The sequence below is a fragment of the Paenibacillus sp. 37 genome, from assembly GCF_008386395.1.
GTDB classification, from domain to species: domain Bacteria; phylum Bacillota; class Bacilli; order Paenibacillales; family Paenibacillaceae; genus Paenibacillus; species Paenibacillus amylolyticus_B.
Genome location: NZ_CP043761.1, coordinates 6,246,487 through 6,260,777, shown reverse-complemented (window position 1 = coordinate 6,260,777; position 14,291 = coordinate 6,246,487). Strand labels below are relative to the sequence as shown.

The window sequence follows — 14,291 nt, the reverse complement described above, 5'->3', positions numbered from 1 at the left end:
CGGGCGGCTATTTTGTTTTACACCTAATTAATTCGGGTAGTTAGCTAACAAAAAGGTACTGAGGATGTGAATGTGATATGAAACGCATTGCCGCCGTGTTAATACTACTGATCGTCACCGTGGGCACACTCTTTTTCGCCTATGAAAGCGAGAGTGAGGAACAACGGGACGGATTTACCGCTTATAGATTAATCGCCCATGCGATGGGCAGCATCAGGGATCAACCATATACCAACGCCTATGAAGCGATGATTGCCAATTACGAGAAAGGCACACGTGTCTTTGAGATCGACTTTATGCTGACCTCGGATCGCATAGCTGTAGCCAGACATGAATGGACCGCTAATATGAGCAAAATGCTAGAACAGGACCAAGAGCTTCCCGAGGAAAAACAAGCCGGGGCGCTGACACATGATGAGTTCATGAATACGCCCATTCTGGGCATGTATCAACCCATGGATGCCGACGGCATTATAGATGTACTGGCTCAGTACCCGGATATGTATATCGTAACCGACACCAAGGAACAGAAGGATGAGGATATTCAGCAGGTGTTAAGGTCCCTCGTGGATGCAGCCAAAGAACATGATCCATCCGTGCTGGATCGAGTGGTTGTACAAATCTATAACGAACCGATGCTCGAAACGGTGAAAGAAGTCTATGCATTCCCTTCCATTATCTATACGTTATATGCCACACAGGATACAGAAGATCAGGTCGTTGATTTTGTGCAAAAGAATGATATTGATGCCGTGACTATGCCGGAATATAAAGTAAACCAGAATTTCGTCGCCAAGCTGAATAGTGCAGGCTCAGTCACCTACGTGCATACCATCAACGATACTGAACAGGTGGCTAACTATGAGAAGTGGGGCGTGTACGGAGTATACTCAGACGTGCTGACGGAGCAAGAGTTGGATGAGATGAATACACGGTTTGCCTGGAGACCGTAAAATGTCGTAATTATAATTATGCAAATTCCAAATCATAGGCTTTTCCCTACCAGGACCGGGAAATGTCTGTGATTTTCTGTTCCCCTTTTTATACGAACATTGACACTCACTGCCTGCTGACTTAGACTTAGTTTACAAGCTTTCTAGGATGCAGAAGAACCTCTGGAGGAATGTTCGTTGATAGACATGATTAAGCAGTGGAGACATGTGTTTAAGCTTGACCCGGACCGGGAGATTACAGACGAAGAACTCGATCTGGTCTGCATGTCGGGGACCGATGCAATTATCGTCGGTGGATCTTCGGGAATTACTTACGAGAACACGGTAGACCTGATGTCCCGTGTGCGTCGTTATGAGTTGCCATGTGTGCTTGAAGTATCCGATCTGGAGGCTGTTGTTCCCGGCTTTGATGGATATCTGATCCCAATGGTCCTGAATGCAACGGACAGCAAATGGGTGATTGGGCACCACCAGCAAGCTATAGAGCGTTACGGTTATCTTATCCCTTGGGATCTCCTGATTGCCGAGGGTTATATTGTGCTTAATGCAAACTCCACGGTAGCGCGGTTGACTGGGGCAGATACGGATCTGACGACAGGAGCTGCGGTGGCATATGCCCAGGCTGCGGAGCGTCTGCTCAATCTTCCAATTGTATACATGGAGTACAGCGGAACGTTCGGAGATATGGAGCTTGTTGGTGAGACACACAGACAATTGGAGCGGGCACATCTCATCTACGGCGGCGGAATTGATGATCTGGAGAAAGCCACGCAAGCTGCCCAGGTTGCAGATACCATCGTGGTAGGCAACATTGTGTATAGTGATCTGAACAAAGCACTTGAGACGGTGTTGGCCGTAAAAGAAACCATTTAATCGGTTTAGTTTACCATTCCCCCATTTTCCCCTTATGATCTGTTAAAATAGAACTTTGCCCTTACTAAGTAAAGAAGTTATATGAGCGTAATGTCGTTTACACGAGTACGAATAGGATCGAAATAAGCTAGAGAAGCGAAGCATTCGTTATAAGCTTTCTGTACAAAAGCTAAATTCTAAGCAATCTCTTATTATCCGATATTGTTCTTTTACTAAGCAATTCGTATACAGGAACTATGTTTCCACAAAAACGGAGAGTCCCAGAAGCAATCTGAAGAAACGAAGTGTTCTCTCTTGTGAATTCAACTACCCTTAAATATAAGCTAAACTAATTTTTACACGAGAACGAGAACGCAGAGGACAGAAATAAGCTGGAGAAGCGGAGCGTTCGCCTTTATTACCGGATTGTTACCTTTGAAAAAGTAGATCGAAAAATCCGGGAATAACAGCGATCGGAAGATTATTCTGTCATCGGAGTGGCGAGTGTAACCTATTAATTTTGCTTTATAGACCAACCAACGAAAGGAGCATGCATGCATGCAACCTGTAAATATACATGATGCCGTTGCACGGCTTAACACCCCTCAACGGCAAGCCGTCGAGGCGACGGATGGCCCGCTGCTGATTATGGCCGGAGCGGGCTCTGGCAAGACGCGGGTGCTGACACACCGGATTGCCTATCTCATTGCAACACGGAAGGCACCCCCGTGGGGCATTTTAGCGATTACATTTACGAACAAAGCCGCGCGTGAGATGCAAGATCGTGTATCCCAACTCGTAGGTGGATCTCAGGGCCGCGACATTTGGGTATCCACATTCCACTCCATGTGTGTGCGTATTTTGCGCCGTGACATTGAACGTATTGGCTTTACCTCCAACTTCAGTATTTTGGACTCATCGGACCAATTATCTGTAATTCGTAGCTGTATGAAAGATCAGAATATTGATACCAAGAAATTTGAGCCCAAAGCAGTTCAATCGATGATGAGCACGGCCAAGAATGAACTGATCAGTCCGGAGCAATATGAGAAGCAGTCGGGAGATTATTTCGAAGGTATTGTGGCGAAGGTATATAAGATGTACCAGAAACGGTTAAGAGCCAACAACTCACTTGATTTCGACGATCTCATTATGCAGACCATTCAACTGTTCAAGGAAGTGCCGGAAGTCCTCGACTTTTACCAAAAGAAATTCCAGTACATTCACGTGGACGAGTATCAGGATACGAACCGTGCACAGTACATGTTGTGCCGCATGCTCGCGGACAGTCACCACCACATCTGCGTTGTAGGGGATAGTGACCAGTCGATCTATCGCTGGCGTGGGGCGGATATCAGTAATATCCTGAACTTTGAGAAAGATTACCCTGAAGCAAATACGATTTTGCTGGAGCAGAACTACCGTTCTACTTCCAATATCCTGAATGCAGCGAACGAAGTGATCGGCCTGAATACAGGGCGTAAACCGAAGAAACTGTGGACGGACAAAGAGGGTGGTTCAAAAATCAAGGTGTACCGTGCGGATTCCGAACATGATGAGGGGTATTTTGTAACCTCCGAGATTAGTAAAAATGTGAAGAACGGCAAATCCTATCAGAACCATGCCATTTTGTACCGTACCAATGCCCAGTCCCGGGTTATAGAGGAAATTCTGATCAAGTCTGATATTCCGTATCAGATTGTCGGCGGCATCAAGTTCTATGATCGTAAAGAGATCAAGGACATTCTGGCGTATCTGCGCCTGTTATCCAACCCTGACGATGATATCAGCCTTACCCGGATCATTAATGTACCAAAGCGTAGTATCGGTGATACAACGGTAGGGAAGCTGGCGGCTGCGGCTGGAGAGCGTGGAATTTCCATTTTCCGAGTGCTACAGGTCGTGGATGATCTTGGTTTTGCTGGCCGTACGCGGAATGCGCTGGTGGAGTTCTATGACATGATTGCTGCGTTGCATCAGATGGTAGAATATCTGTCTGTAACTGAATTAACCGAGAAGATCCTTGAGATGAGCCAATATCGTCTTGAGATGCAAAATGAAAACACACTCGAATCTCGTGCACGGCTCGAGAACATTGATGAGTTCCTGTCCGTAACCATGGAATTTGAGAAAAATAATGAAGACAAAACGCTCGTATCGTTCCTCACTGATCTTGCATTGATTGCGGACATCGACAGCATGAACGATGATGAAGAGGACCAGAGCGATGCGGTTACCCTGATGACCATGCACAGTGCCAAAGGACTGGAGTTCCCGGTTGTCTTTATCGTGGGTATGGAGGAAGGCGTCTTCCCGCACAGCCGTGCCTTTATGGACAATGAAGAACTGGAAGAAGAACGCCGACTTGCTTATGTTGGGATCACTCGTGCGGAAGAGCAACTTTTCCTGTCGTGTGCCCAGATGCGTACCTTGTTTGGACGTACCACAGCGAACCCACCTTCCCGCTTCCTGGATGAAATTCCGGATGAGCTGAAGGAAGACACTTCCATGGCTCGTGATCGTTACCGTCGCGGAAGTAGCGGAGGCGGCTCATATGGCGGACGGGGACTGGGGTCCAGTGGAGGAAGTAACTTCGGTGGTGGCACCAAGCTCTTTGATCACCAAAGCAAGAGCGGTTCATCTGCTACCTCATCCACGCCAACTTCGCGTGTGACCACAAGTACCTCCCGCCCAACATACTCTACGCCATCGTCTGCTTCCAAGCCGGTAGCTTCTGATGGTGAAACAGGATTCAAGGCAGGAGATAAAGTACAGCATGGCAAATGGGGGACAGGCACCATTGTTGCGGTCAAAGGGACGGGTAATGATACCGAACTGCAGATTGCCTTCCCGGCTCCGGTGGGTGTGAAACGTTTGCTTGCCGGGTTTGCTCCAATTACGAAAGTGGAATAATTTTTGAACGAAACTTCCTTTTGCACGATAACAGAAATAACTTCCATAAGGAAAACTGCTTTTTAAGCATCTTCCTCGTTTTGTAACGGGTTTTCTAACCTTGATTGATATGAATAGAAATCTATATAAGTTCAATCTAACATCCACACGATAACGGAGAGAGCAGAAATAACTTGAAGAAGCATAGCGTTCGCCTTTATCCCCGGATTTCCACCTTTTAAAATGGATTAAAAGAAATCCGGGGATAACAGCGATCGGAATGTTATTCTGTTATCGGAGTGTCAGTGTGGATATTCATTCATTAAAATTATGTAGTGATATCAACGATGGAAAGTTATACTGTTATCGGAGTTCACGTGCAATAGGAGTGTTCGTTCTACATAGATCAAATTAACGGAGGGATGGCCCTGTATGGACCCGATGCACCGGATGGAGCAACTCGTTACCGAGCTGAACCAGCATAATTATCAGTACTACACGATGGATCAGCCACAGATTAGCGACAAGGAGTATGATCTTCTGTACGATGAACTGGTTACGCTGGAACAGGAAAGCGGCATGGTTCTGCCTGATTCTCCAACACAGCGTGTGGGCGGCGAACTGCTCAAAGGGTTTACCCCACATCGCCATTTATCTTCATTATGGAGTCTGGACAAAGCGCAAAATATTGAGCAGCTGCGCAGCTGGAATACCCGTGTACTGAAACTGATTAACGACTATAACAGTAAAAATCCCGATACGCCTTTACCGGAACCAGGTTATGTCATTGAGTTAAAGTTTGACGGATTGACGCTGAACCTGACATACACCAACGGTGAGTTGGTACAAGCCTCTACAAGAGGGAACGGTACCGTAGGCGAAGGGATTTTAGCACAGGTAAAAACGATCAGATCGGTTCCGCTCAAAATTCCATACACAAGCGGTACGATTGAAGTACAAGGTGAAGGTATCATGAACCTGTCTGTCCTGGAGCGATACAACGAGACAGCGGCTGAACCGCTCAAGAATGCGCGGAATGCAGCAGCGGGAGCACTGCGTAACCTGAATCCGAAGGCGACGGCTGAGCGTCGACTGAATGCTTACTTTTATAACGTAGGTTATTCAGATGAGATTCAGTTCGCCAATCATCAGCAGATGATGGACTTCCTGCGTGAGAACCGCTTCAAGGTGAATCCATCCATTACTTATTTCCATGAGTTTGATGATGTGATGGAACAATTGGCTGCAATTCAGGAGAACCGGGGTCAGTTGGACTATCTGATTGATGGGGCGGTTATCAAAATTACAGACATGCGCACCCGCGAGGTGTTGGGTTATACCGATAAATTCCCTCGCTGGGCGGTGGCATATAAATTTGAGGCAGAAGAGACCACGACGGTTCTTAATGCTGTGGTATGGAATGTAGGTCGTACCGGCAAAGTCACTCCACTGGCACGCGTAGAACCGGTTGAACTTGCCGGGGTAACGGTACAGAACTGTACGCTGAACAATGTCGGCGATATTGAACGCAAAAATCTGAAGTTTGCTCTGGGCACTCGGGTCTTTATCCGTCGCTCCAATGATGTCATTCCAGAAATTCTGGGTAAAGTGACGGAGGAAAGTGATGGCGAGGAGATCGTCTTCCCTGAGCAGTGTCCGGCATGTGGATTCCCACTGGAGCAACGCGGAGCGCATCTGTTCTGTAACAATAGACTTGCGTGTAAACCACAAACGGTGGCACGTATTTCCCATTTTGCTTCCCGTGATGCCATGGACATCGAGACGTTCAGTGAGAAAACGGCGATTCAGTTGTATGATGAATTGAACGTACGTGAGCCTGCCGACCTGTATACGTTACAGTTTGATGATCTGGTGAAGCTGGAGCGGTTTGGGGAAAAGAAAGCGAACAACCTTATCGCTGCGCTGGAGCTTAGTAAAGATAGAGACTTGGCTTCCTTCTTATACTCACTGGGTATTCCGAACACAGGTAAATCGACAACGCGCATGCTCGCTGATCATTATCGAGATCTGCACGCCATTATGAATGCAACCGTGGAAGAACTGGTTGAACTACCCGATGTCGGTGGTATTGTGGCAGAGAGCATCGTAACTTTCTTTGCAGATCCGTTTACACAGGCTGCGATTGAGAAAATGCTTAACTTGGGTGTGAAAGCACAGGCACCTGAGGCACCAACCGTTGCTGTTGTGGAAGATTCCTTCTTCAGTGGTAAAACGGTCGTCTTGACCGGAACGCTGCACCAATTGACGCGGGAAGAAGCAACGCAAAGACTGGAAGCGCTCGGAGCGAAGGTGACTGGCAGTGTGTCGAAAAAGACAGATTTGGTTATTGCCGGAGAGAAGGCAGGTAGTAAACTAACCAAAGCCCATGATCTCGGTATTCCTACGATTGAGGATGAGGACGAACTTGTACGTCTTTTGAACCCACAGGGTTAAAGTGTAATCAGAGAGTTCATAATGAGGAAAAAGAAAAAGGCCCCCGAAGACACGAATATGTGATCGGGGGCTTTTGCTGTTTATTGAATTATTTGATACAACGAAAGAACGCTCATCAATCTTATCTTATCTGATCATGATCCACTTAAATTGTTAGGGATGCGCTGAGATGCGCCTGTAAGCCATGCATCCTTGTCATATCCTCGCTCTTCCCAGTAACCGATATGTTCGCTGTCGATGAGTTCAATGCGATTTAACCATTTTACCGATTTATAGGCATACATCTGAGGAATGACGAGCCGTACCGGACCGCCAAGATCAGCTGGGATGGGTTTGCCATCATGCATGACAGCCACCATAATATCCTCCATTTGTGCTTGATCCATCGTAATCGCATCTGTATACACACCATCACCGGAATAAAACTTCACACTATGAGCCTCTGGTTTGACCCCGGCTTGCTTCAAAAGCTGTGCAAGTGAGATGCCTTCCCAGGTATTTTTATATACAGACCACCCTGTCACACAGTGGAAATCACTAACCTGTACGGTACGCGCGAGCTTCACGAACTGTTCCCAGTTCCAGACCTGTGCCCGTTCAACCAATCCATCAATACGGAAAGACCAGTTAGCATTGGAGAAGGTCGGTATGGGCGTAACCGTATATACGCGGAAATGACCTTCAGCCCCGCCTCCAAGGGGAGGTGAAGAGGCGGACAGCGGTTGTGGCAGAGGAACCATACGGTTAGGATCGTTCTCCAGCATGCTATCAATACTATTATCGATCTTGAGATTTCGTCCTACCCAGGATATAAAAGTAGGACCAAGAGTCACGGCGAGACCAACCCCCACAGCAGAGCGGATAAAAGCTCGTCGTGTATACAACGGTTGAGGTCGCTCCACAGATTTGAGGGGATCTCTCTCGGAACTGCGATCAAACTGGGAAGAAGATACAGCAGCTGGAGTTTCTTTTTCATCCGATATTGAATCAGATGGATCAGCTGTATTTTGAGTTCGTGTTGAAGCTGTAGTGGTTTTAACCGCACGACGTGCAGGGTCCTTTAACCATTTGGTCCGAGTGATGGAGTGATAGATAATATAAGGTAAGCCCACCCAAGTCAGCAGGTCATGGATCAAAAGTGCAGCATTCGACCATCGAGGTCCAGCCAGCTTGAACTGCCATAATACAATACCCGAGAGGAGCCAGCCTACCAGCAGAGCAAGAACAAAGATGGTGTTCACCCTCTGCCATGGTCTGTTACGAAGCTGTTTCCAGTGCTTTCCGGCCAAAATCAAGTAATATACTACGGGTGCCAGCATAGCTAGCCCAACGATGATATGTAGCCATTTTAACCAGACACGTCCAATTCCGAGTATCTCGCGCCAAAAGCCGCCTACCAGCATAAGACCTGTTATAGCAAGGATCACAACAATCCAGGCATTCCAAGCATGGATGGAAACCAATTTTTTGCCGTAACCTTTGCGTCTGTTCTTTAACCATTGCTTCAAGTGCGATCACCCCATATAGGTTAGTAATGAGTTTATTCAGAACTTTAATATGTAATAGCTAGCTGTGAATGGAGTACGTGATCTGTGTAAAGGTGCAATGCGAGATGGTTATACGATTGTTCATGGGCTACTTATGAAAGTAGTACACTTGACTGCTAAACCTTATCTCTATATCTATATACCTTATTATAGAGTTTTTGGATCACTTTCTTCAAACGAACAGAAGGGAGGGGATCGTTATCCCATCTTGGGTTCAGAGAATGTGCTAATCTGTCGAATTCAGGTTGGAGACAAGACACCGTAGATGAAGATATCATGATATCAAAAGGTTGATTAAAAATGCTTGCTAAATAAATCATGACATGATATATTATTTCTTGTCGCTTCAAACGAATGATTGTCATAATCATTTTAAAGGTGATGAAAACAAAGTGTTGACAGTAAGTTAGTTAACATGATACGATAAGATTCCTGTCCGGTTGACAAACGTCAACATAAACGGACATACAAGTTCCTTGAAAACTGAACAAATGGATAGTAACTTTTGATTCACAATGAATCGTCAGATTCAAAATGAGCTTATCGCTCTTTTCAATACTTTATTGGAGAGTTTGATCCTGGCTCAGGACGAACGCTGGCGGCATGCCTAATACATGCAAGTCGAGCGGACTTGATGAGAAGCTTGCTTCTCTGATGGTTAGCGGCGGACGGGTGAGTAACACGTAGGCAACCTGCCCTCAAGTTTGGGACAACTACCGGAAACGGTAGCTAATACCGAATAATTGTTTTCTTCGCCTGAAGGGAACTGGAAAGACGGAGCAATCTGTCACTTGGGGATGGGCCTGCGGCGCATTAGCTAGTTGGTGAGGTAACGGCTCACCAAGGCGACGATGCGTAGCCGACCTGAGAGGGTGATCGGCCACACTGGGACTGAGACACGGCCCAGACTCCTACGGGAGGCAGCAGTAGGGAATCTTCCGCAATGGGCGAAAGCCTGACGGAGCAATGCCGCGTGAGTGATGAAGGTTTTCGGATCGTAAAGCTCTGTTGCCAGGGAAGAACGCTTGGGAGAGTAACTGCTCTCAAGGTGACGGTACCTGAGAAGAAAGCCCCGGCTAACTACGTGCCAGCAGCCGCGGTAATACGTAGGGGGCAAGCGTTGTCCGGAATTATTGGGCGTAAAGCGCGCGCAGGCGGTCATTTAAGTCTGGTGTTTAATCCCGGGGCTCAACCCCGGATCGCACTGGAAACTGGGTGACTTGAGTGCAGAAGAGGAGAGTGGAATTCCACGTGTAGCGGTGAAATGCGTAGATATGTGGAGGAACACCAGTGGCGAAGGCGACTCTCTGGGCTGTAACTGACGCTGAGGCGCGAAAGCGTGGGGAGCAAACAGGATTAGATACCCTGGTAGTCCACGCCGTAAACGATGAGTGCTAGGTGTTAGGGGTTTCGATACCCTTGGTGCCGAAGTTAACACATTAAGCACTCCGCCTGGGGAGTACGGTCGCAAGACTGAAACTCAAAGGAATTGACGGGGACCCGCACAAGCAGTGGAGTATGTGGTTTAATTCGAAGCAACGCGAAGAACCTTACCAGGTCTTGACATCCCTCTGACCGGTACAGAGATGTACCTTTCCTTCGGGACAGAGGAGACAGGTGGTGCATGGTTGTCGTCAGCTCGTGTCGTGAGATGTTGGGTTAAGTCCCGCAACGAGCGCAACCCTTATATTTAGTTGCCAGCACTTCGGGTGGGCACTCTAGATAGACTGCCGGTGACAAACCGGAGGAAGGTGGGGATGACGTCAAATCATCATGCCCCTTATGACCTGGGCTACACACGTACTACAATGGCCGGTACAACGGGCTGCGAAATCGCGAGATGGAGCCAATCCCAACAAAGCCGGTCTCAGTTCGGATTGCAGGCTGCAACTCGCCTGCATGAAGTCGGAATTGCTAGTAATCGCGGATCAGCATGCCGCGGTGAATACGTTCCCGGGTCTTGTACACACCGCCCGTCACACCACGAGAGTTTATAACACCCGAAGTCGGTGGGGTAACCGCAAGGAGCCAGCCGCCGAAGGTGGGATAGATGATTGGGGTGAAGTCGTAACAAGGTAGCCGTATCGGAAGGTGCGGCTGGATCACCTCCTTTCTATGGAGAATCGTTTCCTGCAACGGAAACATTCAAATACGCAGGTTCTTAGAACCTGCACCAGCAACACAGTTACTTATCCATTTGTTCAGTTTTGATGGAATTTGAGGGGCCATAGCTCAGCTGGGAGAGCGCCTGCCTTGCAAGCAGGAGGTCAGCGGTTCGATCCCGCTTGGCTCCACCAAACAATTTCATCTATTTGGCTTGTTCTTTGAAAACTAGATATCGAAACGAAACAAACGCGAATTAGAACATTCCTTTAAGCTGATCTTGTGTAAACAAGTGAAGTGTTTATAAGGTAGATTGCTGGAGCGAGTGATCGAAATGGAGTGACTTTTGGCTTTGGACGTAGTCCAAAACAAGGGAAGCGACAGCTCGAACACAAGCGCAATGGTTAAGCTACTAAGAGCACACGGAGGATGCCTAGGCGCTAGGAGCCGATGAAGGACGTGGCGAACAACGAAACTGCCTCGGGGAGCTGTAAGCAAGCTTTGATCCGGGGGTGTCCGAATGGGGAAACCCAGCTGGGGTAATTTCCAGTTACTCACAACTGAATACATAGGTTGTGTAGAGGCATACCAGGGGAACTGAAACATCTAAGTACCCTGAGGAAGAGAAAACAATAGTGATTCCGTCAGTAGCGGCGAGCGAACGCGGAGAAGCCCAAACCAGAGAGCTTGCTCTTTGGGGTTGTGGGACGTCTCACATGGAGTTACAAAGGAACCGGTTAAGCGAAGAGGTCTGGAAAGGCCCGCCAAAGAAGGTAAAAGCCCTGTAGTTGAAAGTCTGTTCCCTCCGAGACGGATCCCGAGTAGTGCGGGGCACGTGAAACCCCGTATGAATCCGGCAGGACCATCTGCCAAGGCTAAATACTTCCTAGCGACCGATAGTGAAGCAGTACCGTGAGGGAAAGGTGAAAAGCACCCCGGAAGGGGAGTGAAATAGAACCTGAAACCGTGTGCTTACAAAAAGTCAGAGCCCGTTTTAGGGGTGATGGCGTGCCTTTTGTAGAATGAACCGGCGAGTTACGTTCCCGTGCAAGGTTAAGGTGAAGAGCCGGAGCCGCAGCGAAAGCGAGTCTGAATAGGGCGACATAGTACGTGGACGTAGACCCGAAACCGGGTGATCTACCCCTGTCCAGGGTGAAGGTGCGGTAACACGCACTGGAGGCCCGAACCCACGCATGTTGAAAAATGCGGGGATGAGGTGGGGGTAGCGGAGAAATTCCAATCGAACTCGGAGATAGCTGGTTCTCCCCGAAATAGCTTTAGGGCTAGCCTCGGAAAACAGAGTCGTGGAGGTAGAGCACTGATTGGGTGCGGGGCCCGCAAGGGTTACCAAGCTCAGTCAAACTCCGAATGCCATAGACTTACTTCCGGGAGTCAGACAGTGAGTGCTAAGATCCATTGTCAAAAGGGAAACAGCCCAGACCATCAGCTAAGGTCCCCAAGTGTGTGTTAAGTGGGAAAGGATGTGGAGTTGCACAGACAACCAGGATGTTGGCTTAGAAGCAGCCACCATTGAAAGAGTGCGTAATAGCTCACTGGTCGAGTGACTCTGCGCCGAAAATGTAACGGGGCTAAACACACCACCGAAGCTATGGCTTGGATCGACTTCACTGCTTCTTTGAGGCGGTGTTTACCACAAGGACATTTTTGTCTGACAAGAGACTCTATCTTGGATGACCAAATGCTTCCCAGGGGATAAACACAGGACTTCGAAGCTGGAGTGAAGTCGATCCAGGGGTAGGGGAGCGTTGTATAAGGGTTGAAGGTGTACCGTAAGGAGCGCTGGACATTATACAAGTGAGAATGCCGGTATGAGTAACGAAAAGATCAGTGAGAATCTGATCCGCCGAAAGCCTAAGGGTTCCTGAGGAAGGCTCGTCCGCTCAGGGTAAGTCGGGACCTAAGGCGAGGCCGAAAGGCGTAGTCGAAGGACAACAGGTCGAAATTCCTGTACCACCGTAAGCCGTTATGAGCAATGGGGGGACGCAGTAGGGTAGTGACGCGGACTGATGGATGTCCGTCTAAGCAGTAAGGCTGATGTGTAGGCAAATCCGCACATTGTAAGGCTGAGCTGTGATGGGGAGCGAAAATTATAGTAGCGAAGGTCATGATCTCACACTGCCAAGAAAAGCCTCTAGCCAGGTGATGGTGCCCGTACCGCAAACCGACACAGGTAGGCGAGAAGAGTATTCTAAGGCGCGCGGAAGAACTCTCGTTAAGGAACTCGGCAAAATGACCCCGTAACTTCGGGAGAAGGGGTGCCCCGGTAGTGTGAATAGCACGAGGGGGCCGCAGTGAAAAGGCCCAAGCGACTGTTTAGCAAAAACACAGGTCTGTGCGAAGCCGTAAGGCGAAGTATACGGGCTGACGCCTGCCCGGTGCTGGAAGGTTAAGGGGAGTGGTTAGGGAGTAATCCCGAAGCTGTGAACCGAAGCCCCAGTAAACGGCGGCCGTAACTATAACGGTCCTAAGGTAGCGAAATTCCTTGTCAGGTAAATTCTGACCCGCACGAATGGCGTAACGACTTGGGCGCTGTCTCAACGAGAGATCCGGTGAAATTTTAATACCTGTGAAGATGCAGGTTACCCGCGACAAGACGGAAAGACCCCATGGAGCTTTACTGCAGCTTGATATTGAATTTGGGTACGATCTGTACAGGATAGGTGGGAGCCTTTGAAGCATGAGCGCCAGCTTGTGTGGAGGCAACGTTGGGATACCACCCTGATCGTATCTAGGTTCTAACCTGGTACCGTAATCCGGTGCGGGGACAGTGTCAGGTGGGCAGTTTGACTGGGGCGGTCGCCTCCTAAAGAGTAACGGAGGCGCCCAAAGGTTCCCTCAGAATGGTTGGAAATCATTCGAAGAGTGCAAAGGCATAAGGGAGCTTGACTGCGAGACCTACAAGTCGAGCAGGGACGAAAGTCGGGCTTAGTGATCCGGTGGTACCGCATGGAAGGGCCATCGCTCAACGGATAAAAGCTACCCTGGGGATAACAGGCTTATCTCCCCCAAGAGTCCACATCGACGGGGAGGTTTGGCACCTCGATGTCGGCTCATCGCATCCTGGGGCTGAAGTAGGTCCCAAGGGTTGGGCTGTTCGCCCATTAAAGCGGTACGCGAGCTGGGTTCAGAACGTCGTGAGACAGTTCGGTCCCTATCTGTCGTGGGCGTAGGAAATTTGAGAGGAGCTGTCCTTAGTACGAGAGGACCGGGATGGACGTACCGCTGGTGTACCAGTTGTTCCGCCAGGAGCACCGCTGGGTAGCTATGTACGGACGGGATAAACGCTGAAAGCATCTAAGCGTGAAGCCCCCCTCAAGATGAGATTTCCCAGTATGTAAGACCCCTTGAAGACGACGAGGTAGATAGGCTGGGGGTGGAAGTGCAGCAATGCATGGAGCTGACCAGTACTAATCGGTCGAGGGCTTATCCAAATATGCAAGTGACAATTCGCGTGTTTCGTTTCGAATCT

Annotated in this window: 5 protein-coding genes, 1 tRNA gene and 2 rRNA genes; 7 read left to right on the top strand and 1 reads right to left on the bottom strand. The window is 48.7% G+C overall.

Translation table 11 applies throughout. The features are described 5' to 3' along the window. The first annotated feature begins 77 nt into the window (after nucleotides 1-77). The 4 genes from F0220_RS26935 to ligA all read left to right on the top strand — a co-directional run bounded on the left by F0220_RS26935 (nucleotide 78) and on the right by ligA (nucleotide 7,151). The gene (locus tag F0220_RS26935; protein ID WP_105600048.1) at nucleotides 78-953 is read left to right on the top strand and encodes a phosphatidylinositol-specific phospholipase C/glycerophosphodiester phosphodiesterase family protein; all 876 of its coding nucleotides are present in this window, start codon (nucleotides 78-80) and stop codon (nucleotides 951-953) included. Nucleotides 954-1,139: 186 nt separating this feature from the next. Then, entirely contained in the window at nucleotides 1,140-1,826 is a 687-nt protein-coding gene (locus F0220_RS26930) for a heptaprenylglyceryl phosphate synthase (protein WP_374954415.1), read from the top strand. A 537-nt stretch (nucleotides 1,827-2,363) separates the two neighbouring features. Continuing rightward, on the top strand, nucleotides 2,364-4,718 hold the full coding sequence (gene pcrA, locus F0220_RS26925; RefSeq protein ID WP_105600044.1) for a DNA helicase PcrA: 2,355 nt from the start codon (nucleotides 2,364-2,366) through the stop codon (nucleotides 4,716-4,718). Nucleotides 4,719-5,129: 411 nt separating this feature from the next. Then, complete coding sequence (ligA, locus tag F0220_RS26920; protein ID WP_105600043.1) at nucleotides 5,130-7,151, top strand: NAD-dependent DNA ligase LigA; 2,022 nt, start codon at nucleotides 5,130-5,132, stop codon at nucleotides 7,149-7,151. 134 nt (nucleotides 7,152-7,285) lie between these two features. Here ligA and F0220_RS26915 read toward each other — a convergent pair whose 3' ends face one another. Further along, the gene (locus tag F0220_RS26915; RefSeq protein WP_105600041.1) at nucleotides 7,286-8,659 is read right to left on the bottom strand and encodes a molybdopterin-dependent oxidoreductase; all 1,374 of its coding nucleotides are present in this window, start codon (nucleotides 8,657-8,659) and stop codon (nucleotides 7,286-7,288) included. 599 nt (nucleotides 8,660-9,258) lie between these two features. Between F0220_RS26915 and F0220_RS26910 the strand changes: the two genes are divergently transcribed. The 3 genes from F0220_RS26910 (at nucleotide 9,259) to F0220_RS26900 (ending at nucleotide 14,253) form a co-directional block, all read left to right on the top strand. Beyond that, a 16S ribosomal RNA gene (locus tag F0220_RS26910) occupies nucleotides 9,259-10,811 on the top strand. A 108-nt stretch (nucleotides 10,812-10,919) separates the two neighbouring features. Next, nucleotides 10,920-10,995, top strand: a tRNA-Ala gene (locus F0220_RS26905). A gap of 208 nt (nucleotides 10,996-11,203) precedes the next feature. Next, nucleotides 11,204-14,253 (top strand): 23S ribosomal RNA (locus tag F0220_RS26900). Together the 16S and 23S rRNA genes with 1 tRNA gene alongside form the textbook arrangement of a ribosomal RNA operon. The last annotated feature ends 38 nt before the right edge of the window (nucleotides 14,254-14,291 follow it).

Coding starts and splice junctions, on each gene's coding strand:
- F0220_RS26935 (WP_105600048.1), top strand. CDS start 78: ATGAAACGCATTGCCGCCGTGTTAATACTACTGATCGTCACCGTGGGC.
- F0220_RS26930 (WP_374954415.1), top strand. CDS start 1,140: ATGATTAAGCAGTGGAGACATGTGTTTAAGCTTGACCCGGACCGGGAG.
- pcrA (WP_105600044.1), top strand. CDS start 2,364: ATGCAACCTGTAAATATACATGATGCCGTTGCACGGCTTAACACCCCT.
- ligA (WP_105600043.1), top strand. CDS start 5,130: ATGGACCCGATGCACCGGATGGAGCAACTCGTTACCGAGCTGAACCAG.